Here is a 22928-nt window from a genome sequence, read left to right on the forward strand (position 1 = left end):
GTTCTCATGCGGGGTTGAAGTAGTTGCACAGGCGGCCACGGGCGCCGTGGGTGATCTCGAAGTCGAGGTCGTACAGTTCGCCCAGGCGGGTTTCGTTGACCACCTCGGCCACGCTGCCAGCGCAATGCACGGCACCGCCTTTCATCGCGAGGATGTGGTCGGAGTAATGGGCGGCGAAGTTGATGTCGTGCACCACCAGGATCACCGTACGGCCCTGCTCGTCACACAGCCGGCGCAGCGCACGCATGATGTGCACGGCGTGTTTGATATCGAGGTTGTTCAACGGCTCGTCTAGCAGCAGGCAGTCGGTTTGCTGGGCGATGGTCATGGCCAGGAACGCCATTTGCCGCTGGCCGCCGCTGAGCTCGTCGAGGTAGGCGCGGCGCAGGGGTTGCAGCGCGAGAAAGCTCAGCGCGTCATCGATCACGCGGTGATCTTCGCCGGTCAGCGCGCCACGGCTGTAAGGGAAGCGCCCGAAGGCCACCAGTTCCTCGACGGTCAGGCGCAGGTTGAAATCCGGCGCCTGGCGCAAGGTGGCCACGCGCTTGGCGTAGTCGCGCAGCGGGATATCGCCGACCTGACGGCCATCCAAGCGAATGTCGCCGCCGCTCGGTGCCATCAGCCTCGCGATCATCATCAACAGCGTGGTCTTGCCGGCGCCATTGGGGCCGATCAGCGAGGTCAGGCGCCCAGCGGCAAAGTTCGCGTTGACGCCGGCCAGCACGGTCTGGGTGCCGTAGGTTTTGTGGAGGTTGTGCACAGCTATCATCGGGTGCCTCGGGTGCGCAGCATCAGCGCCAGGAAATACGTGCCGCACAGCAGGTTCACAAGAATGCTGACGGTGGTCTTGTAGTTGAAGACGTGCTCGACCAGCAGTTGCGCCGCGATAAAAATCGCGATGGCAATCGTGCTGCCCATGGGCAACGTGACCCGGTGGCGGAACGTGCGCGCCAACGCATAGGTGGTGTTGGCCACGAGCACGCCCATGAACGTCGTGGGCCCCAGCAGCCCAGTGGAAATCGCCACCAACGCCGCGACCAACGCCAGCTGCAGGCGCACCACGCGCGGGTAATCCACCCCCAGCGACATGGCTTGGTCGCGGCCCAGGGCGAGCACATCGAGGGTAGGCAACGTGCGTGCAAAGCCCAGGCACAGCGCCGCCACCAACAACCCCGAGAACAGCAGTTGCTGCGGCTGCACGCGGTTGAACGAGGCCTGGCTGAAGTCTTGCAGGATCGAGAACTCGCCGGGGCTGATCTTCAACTGCACAAACTGCGTGACCGTGCCGATCACCAGGCTCAACACCAGGCCCAGCAGCAACAGGAAGTACACGTTGCTGTTACCCTCGCGCAGCAACCAGCGTTGCAGCGCCCAGGAATAGCCGAGCATCAGCAGCACCGACAGCACAAAATTGCCCTGGCTGCCCAGCAGCATCAGGCTGGCGGTGCCCAGCAACAACACCAACAACGCCTGGAACAACAGGTACACCGCTTCATAACCCATGATCGCCGGCGTGAGGATGCGGTTGCCGGTGAGGGTCTGGAAAATGATCGACGACCACGCCACGCACACCCCGCCGATACACATCGCCGCCAACCGCGCGAGCCGCTTGGGGATCACGTAGTCAAAATCCAGCCCCGAACGGAACAGCACAAAGCCCAACGCCAGGGCGAATACCAAGGCCCACAGCCGCTTCATCGCTGCCTCCAGACGATCAACGCGAGGAACAACCCGCCACCCACGATGCCCGCGGTGAGGCCAATCGGCACTTCGAACGGGAAGATCAGCAGGCGCCCGAGAATGTCGCAGGCCAGCAGCAACGCGGCGCCGCCGAGGGCGACGATGGGCAGCGTGCGGCTGAGGTTTTCGCCGTAATACAAGGCCACCAAATTGGGAATCATCAGGCCGACAAAGGGGATCGAACCGATGGTGATCACCGTCGCCGCCACGGTCACGGCCACCAGCAACAGGCCCAGCGCCGCCGTGGCCGCGTAGTTCAGGCCCAGGCTGGTGGCCATGCCCTCGCCCATGCCCATCACGGTAAAACGCTGCGCATACAGGTACGCCAGCGCGACGATGGGCAGGATCAGATAAATGATCTCGTAGTTGCCCTGCACCACCTTGGAAAAATCCCCCAGCAGCCAGCCCTGCATGCTTTGCAGGATGTTGTGGCGGTACGCATAAAACTCGGAAATGGCGCTGAGTACACCGCCGTACATCAGGCCAATCACCGGCACCAGCAAGGTATGGTGAAAACGCAGGCGCCGGATGATCGCCAGGAACACTAGGCTCGCCGCGAAGCAACACAGCAGCGCAAACAGCATGCGCACGCCGGCGCTGGCGGCCGGCGCCACGCCCAGCGAGACGAGGATGCCAAGCTTGGCCGCGTCCAGGCCGCCGGTGGTCCCCGGCTCCACGAACTTGTTGCGCAGGATGTGCTGCAAGATCACCCCGCACACCGCCAAGCCAACGCCAGTCAGCACCAGCGCGGCCAAGCGCGGCAAGCGGCTGGCCGTCAGCGTCAGCCACGCGTCGCCGTCGATTGCCAACAGGTCGATCTCGCGGGCGCCAACCAGCAGCGACACGCCGCACAGCACCAGCAACACGCCGCAGCCCAGTAGACGCATCATGCAATCCGCCAACCACGGGCCGCCCGGCGCTGGGCGAGAAACTGCGCGTACCGCCCAGCGCTGGCCGCCAGGATCGCTGGCGTGCCCTGCTCGACAATCTCGCCGTCATCCAGCACTAGAATCTGATCGGCCATGGCCACCGTCGACAACTGATGCGCGATAACAATCAACGTGCAGCGCCCGCGCAACCTGGCCAGCGCATCGGCGATGGCGGCTTGGTTGTAGGTGTCGAGGGCGGCGGTGGCTTCGTCCACCAGCAGGATCGGCGCGTCCTTGAGCAACGCACGGGCAATGGCGATACGTTGGCGCTCGCCCCCTGACAACCGCGCCCCGCCCTCGCCCACCGGCGTGTGCAGGCCCTGGGGCAAACGCGCAATGATCTCGGCCACGCCGGCTTGCTGCGCCACCGCCGCAATCTCGGCCAGGCTGGCGCCCGGTTTACCGAGGCGGATGTTGTCGGCAATGCTGCCCTGGAACAGGTAGGTGTCCTGGAAAATCTGGCTGATCTGCGCGGCCAGCACCGCTTCGGACATCTCGCGCACCTCCACGCCACCGATCAACACCTGGCCCCGGTTCGCATCGAAGAAGCGCGCCAGCAGCCGCACCAACGTGGTCTTTCCCGAGCCCGACGGGCCGATCAGCGCGGTCATGCTGCCCGGCTCGATACGCAGGCTCACCCCGCGCAGCACCTGGGGTTCGTCGGGGGCATAACGAAAACTGACGTTGCGCAATTCCACCGAACTATCCATGGGCATTTTCGCTTGCGCGGCGACCGGTAACGGCTGCTCGGCAAGAATGCTGTGCACCTCATCGAGCTGGGCGTTGGCTCTGCGCAGGATCTCGCCATAACTGGCCACTTCCAGCAGCGGTTCGATATAACGACACACCAGCACCAAGGCCACGCAGGCGGCGATGGCTTCGTGGGCATCCAGGGCGTCGCACCACAGCGCGACCGCCACCAGTAACGCGCAGAAGATCCCTTGCACCGCCCAGGCATTGAACACCGCCGACAATGAGGAGCGATAGATCAAACGCTGGCCGGACTGGCGTTGCTGGTCGATGGCCTGGTCCAGCAAACGCGTGGCGCCGCCGCTACCATTGAACGCGCGCAACACCGACTGGGCCTGCGCGAACTCGACCATGCGCTGGCTGGTCTGGGCGAAGTTCTGCTGATAGGTGTTGTCGGCACTGTGGCCCAGGCGCGCGGTGAGCAGCATCACGCCCACCAACACCGGTAGCGCCAGCAACGCCAAAACACCCAAGGGCCAGTGCAAGGCAAACAGCGCGGCAACCAGCACCAACGGCGTCACCGCGCCGCTGATCACCGGGGTGAACACATGCGCCGGCAACTGCGCCAGCGCCATCATGCCCTGGGTGATCAGATGGCCGAGCCGCGCACTGTTTTGCGCGCTGAACCAGCCCACCGGCAGGCGCGCCACGTGATCGCCGACGCGTTGTCGCGCACCTTGCAGCACCGCCACGCCGACGGCTACACCGGCTTTGTCGAGGGTGCGACGCCACAGCGCGCAAGCGGTCACGCCGGACAGCAGCGCAACCAACCAACGCCCTGCCTCCAGCGCATCACCGGCCAACAGGTGGCTGATCAGCGGCACCAGCGTGATCAGGGTCAGCCCGCTGAGCAGGCCGTAGAACACCGCCATCACGGCATAGCGGCGCAGCGTGGGCGCGTCTTCACCGAGCAGGCGCACAAAAGTCTTCAGCATGGTTGCACCACCTGTGATTCGCTGCGGGCGTAATCGCCCAGTTGCCATAACCGCGCGTAGAGCCCGCCATGGGCCAGCAGGTCGGCGTGACGGCCCTGCTCGTGCAGGGTGCCGTCGTGGATCACGAGGATCTGATCGGCGTGCATCACCGTGTCGAGCCGATGGGCGATGACCAACAATGTGCGGCCCTGGGCGAAGCGTGACAGTGCTTCCTGGATCGCCACTTCGTTGTCGGCATCGGCAGCGGCGGTGGCCTCGTCGAGCACCAGCACTGGCGGGTCCAGCAGCACTGCACGGGCGATACTGAGGCGCTGTTGCTCGCCGCCGGAGAGCTGGGCGTCCTCGCCGATCACCGAGTCGTAACCACGCGGCAGGCGCAGAATGCGCTCGTGGATATTCGCCGCGCGGGCGGCGTCTTCGATCTGTTGCGCGGTGGCGGACGGTCGGCCGAGGGCGATGTTGTCGCGCACGCTGGCGTTGATCAGGCGCACCTCTTGCAGCACAAAACCGATGCGCTGGTACAACAGCGGCGTATCGATATGGCGCAGGTCCGCACCGCCCAAAGTGATGCGCCCACTGCTGGGATCGAAAAACCGCAGCAGCAGGCGCGCCAGCGTTGACTTGCCGGCGCCGGACAGGCCGACGATGGCCGTGGTGGTGCCCGGTTGCAGGGTGAAGTTGATGTCCCTCAACACCGCGTGGTCGCGCTCATAGGCATAGCCGACCTGCTCAAAGCAGATTGCGTTGCCGCTCGGCAACTGCACGGCCGATTGCGTCAGCGTCGGCGTGTCCAGCAACCCCTGCACGCGCTGCGCAGCGCCGGTGGCGTTGTTCAAATCGTGGGTGATGTAGTGCAACAGCAGCAACGGCGCGCTCAGACCCGGCGCCACCAATACGAAGGGCAGCACGTCCACTGGCGCGATCCAACCCAGGCTAACAAACAGCGTGCCCGCTGCCAGCACTACGCCGAGCACAGTGACCGGCGCGATCATCGCGTTGGCATTCGCCATCGACGCCACCAGCGGGCGGGTGAAGTCGATAAAGGTCGTGGCAAAGGTGTCGATGGCGCTGCGATAAGCCCCGTGCGCTTTGCCACTGGCGCCGAAAGCCTTGACCACCGGAATGCCGTTGACGAACTCCACCACCGCGTTGTCGATGCAAGCCATCCCGCTGACAAATTCCTGCATACTCGCGCCGCTGGCGCCCATGGCCCGCGAGAAAAACAGGAAATACCCGGCAAACGGCAACAGCGACACCAGCGCCAAACGCCAGTCCATCGCAAACAGGTAAACCATCGACACCAACACCGCTCCGCCCGCGCGCCCGGCGGTGGTGTAGAAATGCGCGGTGAGGCTGTGCAGCGTATTGATATCGTCCTGCATCGCCCGTTTCACTTCGCCCGATGCTCGGCTGCTGAACCAACCCAGCGGCACACGACTCAGGCGCTGGGTGATCGCGCGGCGTAAATGGTGAGTGAGGCGATTGTCGGCCAGGTGGGCGAGTAGCTCAGCGGTAAAAATCAATGCCATCCCCGCGAAAAGGCTTAAAGCACTAAGGCCAACAACCCACCACACTTCGCTCGACAGCTGACCGCCAGCACCGAGGACACGTGCGGCGATATGGGCGATGGCCGCCAGCGGCACCAGCGTCAGCATGCCGCCGACAGCGGCAAGCCCTGCGGCGACACACAGACGCCCACGGATAGGCGTCAGAATCCGGCTAAGCGTGCCTGCGACTTGAGGGTTGGCCGAAGCCGCTTCAGGAGAGTCCATTGACAGAAAAAGTCCGTTTGAGAATCAGAATCATATTTAGTTGCATGACTATAAACTAATTTGCGCAAAGCCGACAAGACAGCTACAACCTTGTGTTCAGTGATTAAGGAATACCCATGGAACCCGCAAAAAAAACCGCCACCCGCGGCCGCCCGCCGAGCATCACCCGCGAGCGCATCGTCGACGCCGGCATCGAGATGGGCCTGCCCAACATCACCTTCGTCGGCCTGGCGGCGGCGTTGGGGGTCAGCCATATGGCGCTGTACAAACACGTGGCCAACCTCGAAGCGCTCAAGGCCATGGTTGCTGAAGAAATCTTCACCCGCTGGCAGATCCCCCAGGACTGCGGCGAGGCCGACGGTGGGTTGAAGGACTACCTGATCGTGTTCGCCACCTCGGTACGCGAGTTCGTCAAAACCCACCCCGGGCTGACTCCCTACGTGATCCGCCGCGCGGCAGCGACCGCGCCGATGCTGGCCAAGATTGATGGGCACCAAGCGTTGATTGCGCAGGGGTTTGGGGTGAGCAAGGAACAGGCGCGGTGGCTACTGGCGACGGTGGCGTTTCACTGCATGGCGGTGGCGGATACGGTGTATACGGTGACGCAGCGGGAGCCAGTGGTGGAAACGGCGCGGGATACGGAAGAAGCGGAGATGGAGGTGGAGTTGGCGCGGGGGATGGAGGCGTTGGTGGTGGGGGCGTTGGTATTGGTGGAGGGCGTTGCCTGAGCGTTGCCAAGGCCTGCCTTGGGCAGGCCGATAGGATGTAATCGTTCCAATCTGGACTTAACCGGTTTCTGAGGCCGTCCAGATCAGAAAACTACGTAGTTGCGCAATAAACTCTTTCGACTTGGCGTCCGGGCTCCTTGCCTGGGACAAGAAAAAGCAGATCTGCATGCACATACACGGGAAATGCTGGATAAACAGTTCGACATGTTCATCCAGTGTTTGCGGCCACATCAAGTCCTGTTCGGAACGAAGTACTTGCGTTGAGCGGATGAGTTTGCGCGAAGCTTCGCGTTGCAAACGCAGTGATTGCGTCGGTGTCGCCGCACCGAGAAGCGCGTACCTATCCCCTCCTCCGAGACATTCAGCCTCCCCCCAAACCTCGATTTGCCCACCCCCTTGGCGCCAACAAAGATGCCCTCGCTAACTAGCCACAGTTCAAATAATCGGCACCACAACACGTACATCGCCTTGCCCACTATCAGCTAACAACTTGGCCACCAAACCACTCCTCACAAGACGGCAGATGAAGTCTTCGATGTATTCAGCCGCAATTCTGCGTGCCTTCGGAACAGCCATCGCCTGGCGAATTTCCGTGAAGTTGTCTTTCAGTACCCTGACCCCTGTGGTTGAGTTTGCAAACCGCTCCAAAGGCTGTCTGACCCCGGCCGCTGCTTCCAGCCCCCGCTGTAAAAAGAGGTCGACGGCGCTTGCAGAGGTGTCCGCTCGAACAAGCTCAGCATGTTGTAGGGTGCGTGACAGGTACAGGTCATACGCAGCACCTCGGCCGACAGAAATTCTGTGGCCTTGCATATCCAAATCAGATGCACGTTCGAAAGGGCTTGCTGCATGAACGAGGTAGGTGCCATCGATGCTCACATAGGGACTGGAGAAAGTGATCTTTTGCGCTCGTACAGGCTCGATAGCCAGAAACGCCAAATCCCAACCCCCCTCCTCCAGGGCCGCGAACACTTTCCCAGCCGCGTCGTATGGCATCAGGTTGACTGCAATCCCCAACTCCTTCGCCAACTCGTTCGCGAGTGCAACCGAGACGCCTCCCAATCGGCCAGTGACCGCATCGCGCTGGGCCAAAACGGGATTACCCAAGTTGATCGCCACTCGCAGTTCACCACTTGGCGCTAAATCATTTCGTACTGCAGCCATATCAACGTTCATGGTTGCTCGCCTTAGCCGCCATGGAACATGGCTGAGCACGTCGATGCATAGGGTCAACAAGGAGTTCGGGGAGGCATACCCAGCCTTCCATCAGTCGGCGTGCACTCCGGCTCATCACTGCTTTTTCAACCACCCAGGCGCCATCTTCCAGGACGGTTTTCGCGCCGACCGCGACGCTGCCGGCGGTATGCCCCATGCGCACCTGGCGATCGCCGATATTGCCGACGATGCGATTGACCAAGGTGCCATCAAGCGCTGCGGCAACTGCCACGGCAACCGCTCCTGTGCCAGTGATCGCATGGTGAAGCTTGCCCATTGAAAGTATTCGCGCAATCACATCGATGTCCTCAGGCTCAACCTGCTTACCCCCGGCGGCTTTGTAGGGTTGCGGTCTGGCAACCAGGCAAAGCTTCGGCGTATGAGGACGCCACCGCGTTGCTTCGTCAGCACTCGCGGCCAAGCCCATGGCTACAGTGCAATGCGCGCGAATGGTCTCCAGCCGGGCAAGTAGCTGCGTATCACCGTTGACCTGGTCTTGTGTCTCGGTTCCCTTCAAGCCCACCTGCTGCGCGTCTATAAAGATTGTCGGGTTGCCGGCATTCAGCAATGTCACTGCAAGTTTACCGAGGCCAGGTACGTGCAGTTCGTCGACGGCATTCCTCGTTGGAAGAAGGCTGCCGTCTGCACCTCCGGGGTTGAGAAACTCCAGAACGACTTCCGCTGCCGGAAACGCCACGCCGTCGAGCATGAAGTCGCCCTCTTCCTGGACTTCGCCGTCGCGCATCGGAACATAAGCAATGATTCTTTTCTGGATATTGGCCTGCCAGATACGAACAACGGCCATGCCATCAAGCGGTGCCTCGACGAGACCTTGGGATATCGCGTAGGGGCCAACCGCCGCGCTCAGATTTCCACAGTTACCAGACCAGTCGATGACCGCCGTCTCGACGGCGGGTGCACCAAACAGATAGTCGACATCACAGTCGTCACGCCTGGACTGACCGATGATCACCACCTTACTGGTACTGGAAGTGGCGCCGCCCATGCCATCTATCTGCTTGCCATACACGTCGGGGCTGCCGATCACCCGCAGAAGGATGGCATCCCGCTCAGCACCTGCGGGCGGCAGGTGCTCCTCAAGAAAGAAAACGCCCTTGCTCGAGCCACCACGCATGTAAACGGCAGGAATACGTCTTTGGGTCATTCTAGTTTTACTCCAGCGAATCAGCGTTGCATCAGTTGAGGGAGGCGCTCTGCATACTTTCGATCAGCAGCTGCGGCAGCAAACCACCGCAGCGCAAGTAGCGAACGTCTTCGAAGGTGTCCAGGCGGCTCAAGACCGACACCCGCTCTTTCTCGCCATTCTCACGCTCGATCAGGAGAGTGATTTTTGCGCCCGGCTGGAAGTCTTGGGTGATGCCTTCAACGCTGAATAATTCGCGTCCGTTCAAGCCCAGGCTCTGGCGAGAAACACCGTCTTCAAACTGCAAAGGCAAAATGCCGAGACCCGCCAGGTTGGTGCGGTGAATGCGTTCGAAGCTTTCGGCCACGACCACCCGCACGCCTAACAGGCGCGGGCCCTTTGCCGCCCAGTCACGGGAAGAACCGCTGCCGTACTCTTTGCCGGCCACAACGATCAGCGGCTGCTTGCGCTGTGCGTAAATCTGCGCGGCCTGGAAAATCGTGGTGACTTTTTTCTCGGGCAGAAGCAATGTCCACGGGCCTTCACGGCCATCTTCAAGCAGTTCGTTTTTCAGGCGGGGGCTTGCGAAGGTCGCACGCTGCGCGGCCTCATGGTTGCCACGGCGAGTGCCATATGAGTTGAAGTCCTGTACCGCGATGCCGTGGGACTGCAAGTATTGACCCGCATCGCTTTCTGGAAGAATCGCGCCAGAGGGCGAGATGTGATCGGTGGTGATGTTGTCCGAGAGCATGGCCAGCACACGCATGTTGCTGAGGTCCTGGGTGGTGTCTGTCGCACTCACCGCATCACTCCAGTAGGGAGGTTTGCGGATGTAGGTGCTGTTGGCCTGCCAGGGATACTGATCGCTGACGCCGGCGCGCAGGTCGCTGGCAATCAAGCCCGCTTCACGGGGAACATCTTCATAGGCCTTGTCGAACAAATCGGCAGTCAGATTATCGGCTTCGATTTGCGTCAGTTCCTCATCGCTCGGCCACAGTTCGTGGAGATAGACCGGCACGCCATCGTCGTCGAGACCCAATGCATCTTTTTCCGGGTCGATCAGGTAGGTACCTGCAATCGCGTACGCAACGATCAGCGGCGCAGACATGATGAAGACTTCGCGGGCCAACGGGTGAACACGCCCTTCAAAGTTACGGTTGCCGGAAGTAGCGGCCACGGTTTCCAGCTTGCGAGCCCGAATTTCGTCTTCGATTTCGGTACTGAGCAACGGGCCGGACATACCGTTGCAGGTCGTGCAGCCATAGCCGACCAGGTTGAAACCTAACGCATCCAGGTCCTCATTCAAGCCAGACCGCTCAAGATAGTCCGACACCACCCTCGAGCCCGGTGCGAAGGATGTCTTAACCCAAGGCGCTCTTTTCAGTCCACGCTTGCGGGCGTTACGTGCAACCAGCCCAGCAGCAATCACTCCACGGGGGTTGGACGTATTGGTGCAACTGGTGATGGCGGCGAGCACCACAGAGCCATTGTCCAGGCCGCCAGGCAGTTGGGTAGCAGGCGCCTTTTGCCCCAGCACAATACGCTGGTGAGGCTGCTTCGGCCCGGCAATCGAGCGCGCGACGGTGCTGAGATCAAGGGTCACGACCCGGTTGTACTCAACGCCCGCGAGACTGTCATGCCACAGACCCTGTGCACGCGCATACGCCTCGGTGAGGCCGGAAATCTCACCGCCACGCCCGGTCATACGAAGGTAGTGAAGCGTGCGATCATCAATTGCGAACATTGCCGCTGTCGCACCGAATTCCGGCGCCATGTTCGATAAGGTTCCCCGGTCTGCCAGCGACAGTTGCGCGACACCCGGGCCGAAGAACTCCAGGAAAGCACCGATAACCCCCGCTTTACGAAGTTGCTCAGTCAACGCCAGCGCGATGTCGGTCGCAAGATAGCCCCCAGGCAAGTAGCCCTCCAGGCGTACCCCGACAATGTCCGGCAATCGCAGCATCAGCGATTTGCCCAGCATCGCAGCTTCGGCTTCGATCCCCCCAACCCCCCAGCCCAACACGCCAATGGCGTTAATCATCGTTGTATGGCTGTCGGTACCTACCAGCGTATCCGGGAAAGCCCACAGCTCATTGCCACGGCGCTGAGTACCCACGACGGTGGTCAGGCGCTCAAGGTTGATCTGGTGCAGGATGCCTTTGCCCGAGGGAATGATCGAAAGATTGCTGAACGCCTTGTTGCACCAGTCCAGGAACTGGAAACGCTCGGCATTGCGTACGCGCTCGATGGCCTCGTTATCGGCCAGCGCGCTGGCATCGCCCCAACGCTCGACATTGAGTGAGTGATCCACAACAAGGTGAGTGGGGGTGACAGGGTTCACCAGGCGCGGGTTGCCACCTTTCTCGGCGACGGCATCTCTCAACCCGGCAAGGTCGACCAGTGCCGGCGTGCCCAACAAATCCTGCAGCACAACCCTGGCCGGTCGAAACGGAATGTCGAATTCTTTGGAGCGTGCACAAATCACTTTCAGTGCGGCTTCAGGATCAGTCTCGCCACGCAAAACGTTCTCGGCCAGGATTCGCAAGCTGTAGGGCAGCGTTGCGTAATCACCCCCCAGATCAGTTACAACCCCGCGGATATCGCTGACACGGTACTCGACTCCGTTGGCGCTAACGGTTCGACGCTTTGACATAGGCATTGGCTAATCCTCACAGGCTGCACGGGCAATGTTTTTGTGAGGCGCATATTGAACTTTATCGCGATATAGATCAATCCAAGCTTTATCCGCTTCATCGTACCGGTCAAATCGGGCGCCCACCCACGCCCACGATTTCTACGGTGTGGTTAAGCTTACCGTCACGCTAGAATGGGGCTTCCATGGTCAGCTCTACTTGGTCTCGATCCGATGCCCCTAAGCCCGCTGCAAGCACGCATTGCGCGTGACATTGTTTCTCTCGTGCGTCGTGAACGCTTTGCTATCGGACATCACCTGGTTGAGTCGCAGTTGGCGGCGGCGCTGAACGTCTCGCGCACGCCGGTAAAGTTTGCGATGGGCCATTTGGTCGAAAAAGGCATGCTCACTTACGACCGCAATCGCGGCTTTTTCTTGGCCAGGTCCAGCGAGGATCTCGTCGATCTGGCCTCGCAAGTCATGGAAGGCAGTGACGATCCGCTGTACCTGAAATTTGCCGAATTGCGTCTGGGCAGGCAGCTCCCGGAGCTGTTCACCGAGATTGAATTCATGCGTCAGTTCGATGTGTCACGGGCGGCGCTGAGGGCCGTTCTATCACGCATCCAACAGGAAGGATGGATTGAACAGCGTGCCGGCCAAGGATGGCGTTTTCTCCCCATGATCGACTCAGTGGAGGCGTATGAAGAAAGCTATGCTTTGCGCGCGACCATCGAGCCATCCGGCCTGCTCTCCCCCGCATTCCTGATCGATGGTGAAACGCTGGCGGCCTGTCGCAAGCAGCAAGAGTTCATTGCCGGCGGTGGGTACTTGAGCATGACGCCTCAGGAGTTGTTCGAAGCAAACGCCCAGTTTCACGAGACACTGGCGGGGTGTTCCGGCAATCGCTTCCTGCAGCAAACGGTCCGCCGTTTAAACCAATTGCGTAGGCTTGTGGAATACCGCCAAGCCAGCACGCGAGCGCCACGCAAAGGCCAGGCCCAGGAGCATCTGGCTATTCTCGATTGCCTCGAACGAGGAGACCGCCTTGCAGCAGCCGACCAAATGCGCAAACACCTGGAACAGGCTCGGCGCAAGAAAGTAGATCCAGCGCTGTTCGAATAGCCCCGGCCTGGACGGTCCCTCACAGAGCTGCGCTCGCCTGCGCAGCTCTCTCAAATCCCGATAGACCTACCGCGTGCCCCGCAAGCGCAACGCCGACGGCATAAAGTAAGAGTCCTCAGGAATCGCCTGGCCAAAATCCACCGTCTGCGGTTCTTCGTTATCCAGGTTCTGCACGTAATAACGCCGCGCCTGCAGGTCATGGAACACATCCAATGCACTCCAGGTCGTGGGCAGGTCGTAGAAGTTCTTCAGGTAGGCCATCGACACCCGCCACAGTTCGCCACGACCGTCGTACTGATCAACCACCGCTGCGCCCCAGCTGTCTTCATCGAGGTACAGCACGCGTTTGGAGTACAGGTGACGCGCCGTCGGTTTCAGGGTGCCTTCGACAACCCACACACGGTGCAGTTCGTAGCGCGTGTATTGCGGGTTGAGGTGTCCGACCTTGAGCAGGTCGGCGTATTTCACGTCGGCGCTGGCGACTTTGTAGTTGTTGTAGGGGATGTAGATTTCCTTCTTGCCCAGCAGTTTCCAGTCGTAGCGATCCGGCGAGCCGTTGAACATGTCGGTGTCATCTGCCGTGCGCAGGCCATCGGAGGACGAGATCGGCGTGTCGTACGCCAGGTTCGGCGCGCGGCGTACGCGGCGTTGGCCGGCGTCGTAGATCCAGGCTTGGCGCGCGTCTTTGATCTGGTCGAGGGTCTCGTGTACCAGGGTCGCGCCACCGGCCAGGCGGGCCGGGCTTTTTACGAAGGTCAGGTAGTAGAACAGGATGTTCTTCAGGTCGGCGTACTGCCCGCCCTGCCGGTAATAGTTAAACAACCCTTCCTGCTGCGACGTGACCAGGGCGAAGCTGCCATTGCGCTGCACGGGCGCTTCCGAAGCACGGCGGACCACGTAGGTGCCGCGATAGCGGGTGATGTGGTTCCACAGTGCTTCCACACCGTTTTGCGGAATGGGGAATGGCACGCCGCCAAAGGCGTCGGCGAAGCCGGTGCCGCCGTCCAGCAGCTTGGCGCTGGTGGCGTTCTTGAAGGTGTTGTCATACACCCACTGGGGCGCCGAGCCAGAACGCCGGCTTGGGTAGATGGGCATCTGGAAGGTGTCGGGGTAGCTGTTGAACAAGGCGATCTCGCCCGCCGTCAGGTTGGCCTTGTACTGTTCCAGGTTGGCCTTGGTGATGGTGAACAGCGGCTTGTCGCCGGCAAAAGGGTCGACATGGTGTTTACCCTTTTCATAGCCCTTGGGGGCCTGGGTGATCCCACCTTCCCAGGTCGGGATGGTGCCGGCGGCATTGCCCGCGCGCTCGGCGCCGAGCGGTGTGAGCTGGGCCTTGAGCTGTTGCGCATCCTGGGGCGAGAGCGCAGCAAGCGCATTGCCGGCGGCCAGGCCGAGGGCCAGGGCCAGGCTGGCGGTGAGTATTCGAGGTGTGTGGAACATGGCAAATCTCCAAAAAAACGAGGGCGGGCAGCCGCCCTCGCGCCGCAGCACGGCAGCGGCTTACAGGAAGTACTTGAGGTTGAAACCGATGTTGTCGCGGTCGCGGATCACGTTGTTCTGGCCGCCACCAAAGAACTCGGTGTATTGCAGCTCGGCTTCCAGCTTGTTCTGGTAGTTGGCCTTGAGCCCCAGGGTGTAAGCCTTGCGTCCCTCGATGTAGTTGCCGGCCTGATAGGAGTTGCCCTTGAAGTCGTCCTTGTAGACCGCGTAGGGCGACAGGTTGACCCCGGCGAACACGTCGTTCCAGGTGCCGTTGAACATCACTGTATAGCTGTAGGAATCACGGCTGACCTGGTCATCACGCTCACCACCAGACACATAAGAGGTGTTGCCGCTGCCCGCGTAGTAGCGGGTGCTGCCATCGTAGGCCTGGTACTTCAGGCTGCTGCCGCGCAGGTGCTCGGAGGCCAGTTCGAACACGCCGAACAGCGAGTCGAAGCTCAGGCCCGGGCCGAAGTTGTAGATGCTGCCCAGCGAGGTGTTGAAGGCCTCGACGCGCTCGGAGTTGTCGATCTGGCTGTTGAGGTTGACCATCTGCCCGCCGACATTGATGAACTGCCCGCCCGCCGCCGCGCCGGCGCCATTGGCCAGGTCGCCGATCAGGTCGTTGGTGGCGGCGATACCAATCGGCAGGTTCGGCCGGTAGGCCAGCTCGCCAAACACCGAGGCCTTGCCCAGGGTGGTGTTGAAGCTGAAGCCATACATGCGGATGTCTTCGGCATAACGCCGGTGCGCCTGGATATTGCCCATTACATCCACCGTCGCCAGGCCATTGGCCAAGGCCGCGGCCTGGCTGCCGGCCACCGACGACAGCATGCTGGTCAGCGCCGCCATGTCGATGCCCTTGTAGCCCGCCAGGTCTGCGGCGATGGTCGGCTCCTTGGCGTGGTAGTTGACCAGGTACAGGCCGAACTCGGTGCTGTTGAGTTCCTCGGCGATGTAGCGGAAGGCAAAGCCGTACTGGCCATCGTTGCGCGCGTTGTAGTCCTTGCCGATGGACGCCACCTTGAGGGTGTTGCCGTAGGCCGGGGTCATGCCGTTGGCATACAGCCCGGTACTGCGCAGCATGCCGCCGAACATCGGGTTGTTGCCCAGGGCGTCGTATAACCCGATGACGTTGCCGCCGATGGGCGTCGGGGTGTCGAGGGCGCTGCCGGTGAAGTTGTTGTACCCCGTGCGGCCGCCATCGGCGAACAGGTCGCTCTGGGAATAGAAGGTGCCGACCGGGTCGATGCGGGTCTCCTTCCAGTTCCACTGATAGAAGCTCTCCATCGACAGGTTGTCGCTCAAGCCGATATTGAAGCTGATGGCTTCCACCGGCATCAGCACTTCCTTGACCTCGGCGCCCGGCAGGCGGTACTTGGCCGCGTCCACCGGGTTGGTGGTATTGACCCCGCCGCGATAGAAAATGCCCTCGCCCCAGTTGAACACCTGGCGCCCCAGGCGCGCGGTCAGAGGCATCTGGCCAACGTCCCAGTTGCCATAGATGTAGGAGTCGAGAATCTCCACACGGCTACCGGCAATGTCGCGGGTCTGGTCGGTGAAGTGGTCATCCTGGGGATGGCTCTGGCTGGGTTGCGACGGGCTGTTGTTGCGGTAGTAGTCGTTGCGCTTGTCCATGATCTGGGTGTCATAGAACCCCGTGCCACGCACGAACAGCCCGTAGTTCTGATAGTTGGCTTCCAGCTCCGAAGTGATCTTGTACACCTCGGAAACCAGCCCGGTATCGAAGTTGCGATTGCCGTCGTTGGTGTTGACGTCGTCGTTGCCCTTGTCACGCCCCTGGACCCGCCACAGACGCCCATAAGACAGGGTGCTGTCGAACGAGCCGGTGACCTGGTTGTCCAGCACGCTGAACTCCATGGCCTGCACGGTCCCGCCGCTGCACAGTTGCAACAGACCTACCAGGCCGACGCCCGCCCCAGTGGATGTGATGGACCATTTACCCTCGGATCCCGAGCCTTGCGCGCGCACTGTGGTGCTCATTACCGTCTCTCCCCTGCAACCTTTTTTGTTGTTATTGCACTGCGTTGTCTGTTGTTACTGCGCCGGCGCCGGGCGGTCGAGACCAGCCCTGACGTAGTTGCGACTGTGGGCGCCAAAGTGGCGTAGCAACTGCACCAACTGTTCGTTGAGCCGGGCATGGTCGTAGCGTTCGGCGGGCAACTGGTTGCCGGCACTGAAGCTCTGGGTCGCCCCGGGCGTGGTCAGCCACTGGCCGATGGCCTCGTCGAACGCCACGGCCTGGGCATCCGCCTGGGCACTGACCACTTGGCGCAGGTAGTCCGTCGAGTAAGCCGGGTAATCGGCGTCCTGAGTGGCGTCGGCATAGGCCGTCAGCATCGGGTTATCCGCCCCCGTCAGCAGCAGGTGGCGCAGCCAGGCGAACTGGTAGCGCTCCACCTCATTGTGGCGCGTGGCGACACGTTCGATCGCCGCCCGCTTGTCGCTGTCGTAGCCGGCCAGGGCCTTGCCTTCCATCAGCAGCATGCTGGTCAAGTCATCGCCCGGCAGAGTGGTGGCGTGATACGGCTGGGTCAGGTCCTGCAGGTAGTGCATGCCCCATCCGAGGAAGCGATAGCCCCAGTAGGGATGGCCATTGGCGAAGGCAAAACGCGCCAGACCGAAGTACTGGTAGGCCCGCCAGTCCGGCCAGTTACGCAACAGGAAAGGCGCGGCGACATAGACCACCGCGCTCTCGTGAAAGAAGCCCATATGAAACGGCGCCTGGGAGCTGTACTGGAAGCGCGCGTCGCCAAACGACTGCACACCGAAGCCATAGAGTGCGCCGACCGCCCCTGGGTTATCGCTGAACAGGTTGATATCGTGGCCGTAGTCCGGCTCGTCCGCGGCGGTTGCCAGCACGGCCAGCGGCGCGACCGTCTGCCCCGGCTGCAGTTGGATAAAGCGCTGGCGATTCCACGGCGAGAGGGTCTGTTCGACCATCACTTCGGTGGCCTTGAGCTGCGGGCGCCCAGCCAGGTCCTCGCCGGGCATGGGCTGGATCACCTGGGCCAGGTGGATCTGTGGGTTGACCCGCAGGGCCATGAGCAAGTCCCGGCGCAGATCGGCCCCAGGCTGCGGCGCCAGACGCAGGTTGTCGGGGCGCGGCGGGTAGTCGGGAAAGTGCTTGCGGGCGAAGTTTTCCTGCTCGTCCAGCAAGGCCACCAGCCCTGGGTACTGCTCGGACACAAACTGCTCAAGGGACTCGACCGCCACCTCGGGCGCCTCGCGCAACGCGGGCAAATCCCGCAGGGCCAGGTAGCTGCCCACGCTGTGATTGGACCATGCACCGGCCCCAGGCGACAGACTGCACAGCCCCAGGCACAGCAGCAACGACGGCAACTTCATGGCTTTACGCTCTTTTTGTAGATGCGTTCAGCCTAACAATCCGGGTATCCCCCGACACTGTCCGATCTTGCCAAAACGACTCTCCAATAGCGCCATACAGCCTGGGCCTACGCCGGGTAGCCGGTAATCTCGCGAATGCTCTGGTACAGCGGCTTGAGCTGGCGATACATGTGCAGGTAGACCTCGCGGTACAAGCGGTCGTACATCTGTTGCGCCTCGGGCTGGGGCATGAACACCTCGGCGGTGCGGGTCATGGCGGCGATGGCGGTATCGAAGTCCGGGTACAGCCCAAGCCCCACCGCACAGGCAATCGCCGCCCCCAGCCCGGACGCCTCGTAGACATGCGGACGCTCGGCGGGCAGGCCGAAGATATCGGCGGTCAGTTGCATCGCCGCGTCGCTCTGGGAACCGCCACCGGCCACGCGCAAGCGCTTGATCGACAGTTTCGACCGGCGCTCGATACGCTCCTTGCCCTGGCGCAAGGCATAGGCCAGCCCCTCGAGGATCGCCCGGTAGATATGGGCACGGGTGTGCACGTCGCCAAAGCCGATCATCGCGCCCTTGGCCTCTACACCCGGCTCGCGGATGCCCGGCGACCAGTAGGGTTGCAGGGTCAGGCCCATGGAGCCGGGCGGCACCGCGTTGACCAGCGCATCGAACAGTTGCTCCGGTTCCAGGCCCTGCTCCCGGGCCTGCTGCATTTCCCGCAGGCCGAACTCGTTCTTGAACCAGCTGACCATCCAGTAGCCGCGATAGATCATCACTTCGCAGTTGTAGTGATCGGGGATCGCCGCCGGATACGGCGGGATCAGCGGCACTATCTCCAGGTAGCGCGAGCGGGTAGTGGTGATGGTCGCCGTGGTGCCGTAGGACAGGCACGCGGTCGTCGCCTCCACCACGCCGGAACCGAGCACCTCGCAGGCCTTGTCGGAGCCGGCGGCAATCAGTGGCAGGCCCTCGGGGATCCCGGTGTGGCGGCTGGCCTCGGCGGTGATGCGGCCCAGTTCTTCTCCTGGCTTATACAGGCGCGGCAACTGCTGCGCACGCACCGCCAGGGCCTGCCATTTCCAGTCCCGGGGCGCGGCCCAGCGCAGGTGCTTGAAGTCGAAGGGCAAGTAGCCCACGCAGCACCCCACCGAGTCGACAAAACGCCCGGTCAGGCGATGGCTGAGAAAGCCCGAGAGCAGCAGGAACTTGTCGGTGGCGGCCCAGATATCCGGCTGATGCTGGGCGATCCAGTTGGCCTCGGCCTGGGCGCGAAAATAGTCCACCGTGGCCTCGGCGCCGATCAACTTGAACAGCCAGCCCCACGGGCCCTTGATCCCGCCCTCGGGCTCGCACTGACGCTGGTCGAGCCAGAGGATCGCCGGGCGCAAGGCCTGGCCCTGGGCATCGACATTGATCAAGGTGCCGCGCTGGGTGGTCAGGGACACGCCACGGATCAGGCTGCGGTCGATGCCGGTCTGCGCCCACAACTGCTGGCAGGCTTCGCCCAGTTTGCGCCAGTAGTAATCCGGATCCTGCTCGGCCCAGCCGGGCTGCGTGGAGTAGTAGGCCTGCAACTCGACCTTGCCTTTGCCCAGCAGATTGCCCTGCAAGTCGAACAACAGCGCGCGGACACTCTGGGTGCCGTTGTCGATCGCCAGCACATAGTGTTTGTCGGGGGAATTGTTATCCACGAAGCTCTCTTTATTCATGACGCGCTCTTCAGATCGAGGCGGACGGGACGCTGTGATGGCGTTGCCAGAGTTGCAGGTAGCGCTGCTGTTCCTGTTCCCAGCGCGTGTCGTCCCAGCCCAGGCGCGGCTGACATAGCCGGCGGATGTCTGGCAGGTAGTGAGCGGCGCCGTCGGGCAGTAGCAACCCCAGACGGGTGCGGCGCAACAACAGGTCGTCCAGGTGCAGGACCATCTCGGCCTCGGCGGCAAACGCCAGCTCCGCCCACAAGGTATCGCTGGCGCCGACACACTCGCTGCCCAGGCTGCGTATCAGCCGGGCCAAACGTGGCAGGTCACGGCCATGGCGCCCGGCCAGACGCCGCAGGCCGGCGGCGCTCAGCCCAGGAATCGCCTGCAGCGGCACGGCCTGGAACACTGGCGCGCCGTCATCCTCCAGGGTCTTCCCGAGCATCCCGGCACAGGCCCGCAACACCTCGATGGCCTGGGGCCTGAAGGTGGTCAGCTTGCCCCCCGCCAACGTCACGCAGCCCGGCTCCTGCCACAGCACATGCTCGCGGGTTTCATTGGAGGGCTTGGCCTGGGAGTCTGCGGCGCCCACCACCGGGCGCACCCCGGACCAGGTGCACAGCACGTCCGCCGCCGTTACCTCGGCCTGGGGAAATGGCTGGGCGCAGGCCTCCAGCAGGTAGTCGAGTTCTTCGCGGGTAATGCTCGCCCCGAGGTCCAGGTCCTCGCGATGATCCAGGTCGGTGGTGCCCACCACAGTGGCCCCTTCCCAGGGAAAGACGAATACCGGGCGACCGTCGCGCCGATGCATGAAACTGAAGGCGTGGGCCACCGGCAAGCGCCAGCCCGGCAACAACAAGTGGCTGCCTCGCAAGGGCCGCAACTGCCGCTGCCCACCACCCGGTTGCAGGCGTTCAGCCCAGGCGCCGGTGGCCACTGCCAGCACCGCGCAACGCACTTGCATAACGGCAGCGCCTTGCGTGTCCTCGACCTCGACCCCACACACCCGCCCGCCCTCGCGCAGCAACTGGCGCACCCGCAGGCCGTTCAGCGCCCAGGCGCCATCGGCGCGGGCCTCGGCCAACACACGCATGACCAGGCGCGCATCGTCGGTCAGCGCATCGCGAAACTGCGAAGCCCCCAGCAGCCCCGGCTCCATCAACCCCGGCGCCAGGTAGCGCAGTTGCGCAGGTTTATGAAACTGGCGGCTGCGACAACCGGCCAGGGCGTCATACAGGCGCAGCAAGCCGCCGAAGACCCGCGGTCCGGGGAACCCGCCGCGATAGTGCGGCATCAGGAAACTCAAGGGCTCCACCAACCCCGGTGCTTCGCCCATCAGGCGCTGGCGCTCGCGTACCGAATCACGGGCCAGGCGCCACTGGCCCTTGGCGATGTAGCGCAGGCCGCCATGGACCATTTTCGACGAGCGGCTGGAGGTGCCCCAGGCAAAATCCCGTTGCTCCAACAGCAGGCAGCGCCAACCGCGCCGGGCCGCCTCGCGCAGGATCCCGGCGCCGCTGATACCACCGCCAATCACGATCAAGTCCCAGGTTTCATTCGCCAGTTGCGGCAGCACGGCCGCGCGCCACTGGGCATTCCAGTCATCGCTCATGGGCCTAGTCTTCCAGCAGGGTGCCGGGGTTCAGACGCCCGGCCGGATCGAAATGCCGGCTCAGGCTGTGCAGCGCAGCCATCGCCAGTTCGCCCTTCTCCCTCGGCAGGTAGGGCGCGTGGTCCTTGCCCACGCCATGCTGGTGGCTGATGGTGCCGTGGTTGTCGACGATGGTGCGGCTGGCCGCCTGCTTCAGGGCCTTCCAGCGCTCCAGGGTGGCCGGGTAGTCCGTCGCCGGGCGGAACACGTAGCTGGTGTAAATGCTCGAACCTTCGCCATAGACATGGGACAGGTGGGTAAACACATGGACCCGCTCGCCCTCGGCCGCCAGGCAGTCACGCAGGCTGGCCTCGATCGCGTGCAACAAGGCGTCGACATGGCACCAGTCGGTCGCAGTCTCCAGGGTGTCGACCACGTAGCCGGCATTCCAGAGATTCTCCCGCAGGTAGGGGAAGCGAAAACGGTTCTGTTGCCATTTCTTGCCCAGCAGGGTGCCGGTGAACACCCCGCCAAAAGCCTTGAGGTGCTGGCGCGCCTGGCGCAACGACAAGGCATTCTGCCGACGATTGCCGGTGACGCCGAAAGTCAGCAGGCATTTGCCCTCGCCAGCCCCGCGCAGTGCCAGGTAGCGCTCCAGCCAGGCGATTTGATGGGGATGGCCAGCCAGCGCCAGTTGGGTCTGGGTTTCCATGGCATTCGACAGACGCAGCATCGACAGCGGCACCCGTGCCTGCACCAGCCGGCGGATCGCCTGCAGGGCCTGGGGCCAGTCGGGCAGGAACACGCCATAGAAGCGCTCGTCCTCGGGCAGCGCGCTGACCCGGACCTTGACCGTGGAAATGATGCCGAAGCGCCCTTCGCTGCCCAACACCATTTCCCGCAGGTCAGGGCCGGCGGCCGAGGCCGGGAAACTCGGGATTTCCAGGGGCCCGGCGAACGTTTCCAGGGTGCCGCCGGCGAACAGTTGCTCGATCCGCCCATAGCGCAGCGATTGCTGGCCGCTCGAGCGGCTGGCCACCCAGCCGCCCAGGGTCGACAACTCCCAGGACTGCGGGAAGTGCCCCAGGGTGTAGCCTTTGGCACGCAACTGGCTCTCCACCTGGGGGCCACTGGCACCGGGGCCGAACGTGGCGATCAGGCTTTGTTCGTCGAGGTCGAGCAGGCGGTTCATGTGGGCCAGGGACACCGTCAGCACCGGGCGCGTGGACGCCGGCGGGTTGATATGTCCGGCCACGGACGTGCCACCGCCATAGGGAATCAGGCACAGGTCGGCACTGTCGGCCAGGGCCAGCAACTGGCGGATCTGCTCGACAGTTTCCGGCAGGGCCACAGCATCCGGGTACCGACCCAGGGCACCTTCACGCAGGGCCAGCCAGTCCGGCAGGCTCTGACCGCGGGCATGCATCAGGCGGTCCTGGGGCTCGATGCTGTAAAGCGCGTGGGGCGCCAGCCGCGACGCGGGCACTGCGGCCAGGGCACTGTCCAGGCTGGCGTCCGGCAGGGTGTGCCCGTCGCCCAATCGCTCGCGCAGAAACGCTGCGCCATGGGCGGGCATCTCCATCTGCGTGGTTTCTTCGCCCCAGCCGTTCCAGCGTCGCATGCCTGTTTCTCCCAGCAGATCTTGTGATTTTCAGTGCTCCCATACTAAACAGCCGGCGCGGGCTGTCACGGTCGCATCGGGACAGATGGAGTAGCCAATTGGGTCACTCGCTGTATTACCGGATGTATCCACGGGAGCATTTACTTTAGTCACGATTTCAAATTACCTTGCGTGCCATCGACGCGCGCAAGGCACTGCCGCCGGCAACACCCCGCC

At 62.8% G+C, this 22928-nt stretch carries 15 protein-coding genes and 1 pseudogene; 2 read left to right on the forward strand and 14 right to left on the reverse strand.

Annotation, left to right across the window (positions count from 1 at the left end; translation table 11 throughout):
* Nucleotides 1–4: 4 nt before the first annotated feature.
* From HU773_RS24705 to HU773_RS24725, 5 genes are read right to left on the reverse strand one after another with little or no spacing between them, the layout of a single operon-like run.
* Nucleotides 5–769 carry an iron ABC transporter ATP-binding protein gene (locus HU773_RS24705; RefSeq protein ID WP_170044002.1) on the reverse strand — a complete coding sequence of 255 codons (765 nt, stop codon included), beginning with the start codon at nt 767–769 and terminating at the stop codon, nt 5–7.
* Nucleotides 766–1698, reverse strand: coding sequence for an iron chelate uptake ABC transporter family permease subunit (locus tag HU773_RS24710; RefSeq protein WP_186625016.1), 933 nt, complete (start codon nt 1696–1698; stop codon nt 766–768). Before HU773_RS24710 ends, HU773_RS24705 begins: the two co-directional genes overlap by 4 nt.
* Nucleotides 1695–2627, reverse strand: coding sequence for an ABC transporter permease (locus tag HU773_RS24715; protein WP_186625044.1), 933 nt, complete (start codon nt 2625–2627; stop codon nt 1695–1697). Before HU773_RS24715 ends, HU773_RS24710 begins: the two co-directional genes overlap by 4 nt.
* Nucleotides 2627–4354, reverse strand: a complete 1728-nt coding sequence (locus tag HU773_RS24720; protein ID WP_186625015.1) for an ABC transporter ATP-binding protein — start codon at nt 4352–4354, stop codon at nt 2627–2629. Before HU773_RS24720 ends, HU773_RS24715 begins: the two co-directional genes overlap by 1 nt.
* Entirely contained in the window at nt 4348–6126 is a 1779-nt protein-coding gene (locus HU773_RS24725) for an ABC transporter ATP-binding protein (protein WP_186625014.1), read from the reverse strand. Before HU773_RS24725 ends, HU773_RS24720 begins: the two co-directional genes overlap by 7 nt.
* A 116-nt stretch (nt 6127–6242) precedes the next feature.
* On the opposite strand from HU773_RS24725, the gene HU773_RS24730 reads away from it, so the two are divergent.
* Nucleotides 6243–6854 (forward strand): TetR/AcrR family transcriptional regulator, encoded by a 612-nt coding sequence (locus tag HU773_RS24730; RefSeq protein WP_029292295.1) that lies wholly within the window; start codon nt 6243–6245, stop codon nt 6852–6854.
* Between the two features lie 435 nt (nt 6855–7289).
* Here HU773_RS24730 and HU773_RS24735 read toward each other — a convergent pair whose 3' ends face one another.
* From HU773_RS24735 to HU773_RS24745, 3 genes and pseudogenes are all read right to left on the reverse strand, one after another.
* On the reverse strand, nt 7290–8027 hold the full coding sequence (locus tag HU773_RS24735; RefSeq protein WP_186625013.1) for a transporter substrate-binding domain-containing protein: 738 nt from the start codon (nt 8025–8027) through the stop codon (nt 7290–7292).
* Between the two features lie 67 nt (nt 8028–8094).
* Nucleotides 8095–9231, reverse strand: a pseudogene (gene prpF, locus HU773_RS24740) (2-methylaconitate cis-trans isomerase PrpF); the annotation flags it as partial.
* Between the two features lie 31 nt (nt 9232–9262).
* Nucleotides 9263–11869, reverse strand: a complete 2607-nt coding sequence (locus HU773_RS24745; protein WP_186625011.1) for an aconitate hydratase — start codon at nt 11867–11869, stop codon at nt 9263–9265.
* A gap of 207 nt (nt 11870–12076) precedes the next feature.
* Here HU773_RS24745 and HU773_RS24750 point away from each other — a divergent pair, with 207 nt between their 5' ends.
* Nucleotides 12077–12964 (forward strand): GntR family transcriptional regulator, encoded by an 888-nt coding sequence (locus HU773_RS24750; protein ID WP_057960733.1) that lies wholly within the window; start codon nt 12077–12079, stop codon nt 12962–12964.
* A gap of 66 nt (nt 12965–13030) precedes the next feature.
* On the opposite strand, the gene HU773_RS24755 is transcribed toward HU773_RS24750, so the two are convergent.
* The 6 genes from HU773_RS24755 to HU773_RS24780 all read right to left on the reverse strand — a co-directional run bounded on the left by HU773_RS24755 (nt 13031) and on the right by HU773_RS24780 (nt 22712).
* On the reverse strand, nt 13031–14404 hold the full coding sequence (locus tag HU773_RS24755) for a DUF1329 domain-containing protein (RefSeq protein WP_115129093.1): 1374 nt from the start codon (nt 14402–14404) through the stop codon (nt 13031–13033).
* A 60-nt stretch (nt 14405–14464) separates the two neighbouring features.
* A complete protein-coding gene (locus HU773_RS24760; RefSeq protein ID WP_081044311.1) occupies nt 14465–16450 on the reverse strand; it encodes a DUF1302 domain-containing protein in 1986 nt (661 codons plus the stop codon).
* A 54-nt stretch (nt 16451–16504) separates the two neighbouring features.
* A complete protein-coding gene (locus HU773_RS24765; protein ID WP_128593456.1) occupies nt 16505–17815 on the reverse strand; it encodes a phospholipase in 1311 nt (436 codons plus the stop codon).
* Nucleotides 17816–17922: 107 nt separating this feature from the next.
* A complete protein-coding gene (locus HU773_RS24770; RefSeq protein WP_057438979.1) occupies nt 17923–19512 on the reverse strand; it encodes an FGGY-family carbohydrate kinase in 1590 nt (529 codons plus the stop codon).
* 10 nt (nt 19513–19522) lie between these two features.
* Nucleotides 19523–21112, reverse strand: coding sequence for a glycerol-3-phosphate dehydrogenase/oxidase (locus HU773_RS24775; RefSeq protein ID WP_186625010.1), 1590 nt, complete (start codon nt 21110–21112; stop codon nt 19523–19525).
* Between the two features lie 4 nt (nt 21113–21116).
* On the reverse strand, nt 21117–22712 hold the full coding sequence (locus HU773_RS24780) for an FAD-binding oxidoreductase (protein ID WP_186625008.1): 1596 nt from the start codon (nt 22710–22712) through the stop codon (nt 21117–21119).
* Between the last annotated feature and the right edge of the window lie 216 nt (nt 22713–22928).

The sequence above is a fragment of the Pseudomonas shahriarae genome, assembly GCF_014268455.2.
In the GTDB taxonomy this organism is placed as follows: Bacteria; Pseudomonadota; Gammaproteobacteria; order Pseudomonadales; family Pseudomonadaceae; genus Aquipseudomonas; species Aquipseudomonas shahriarae.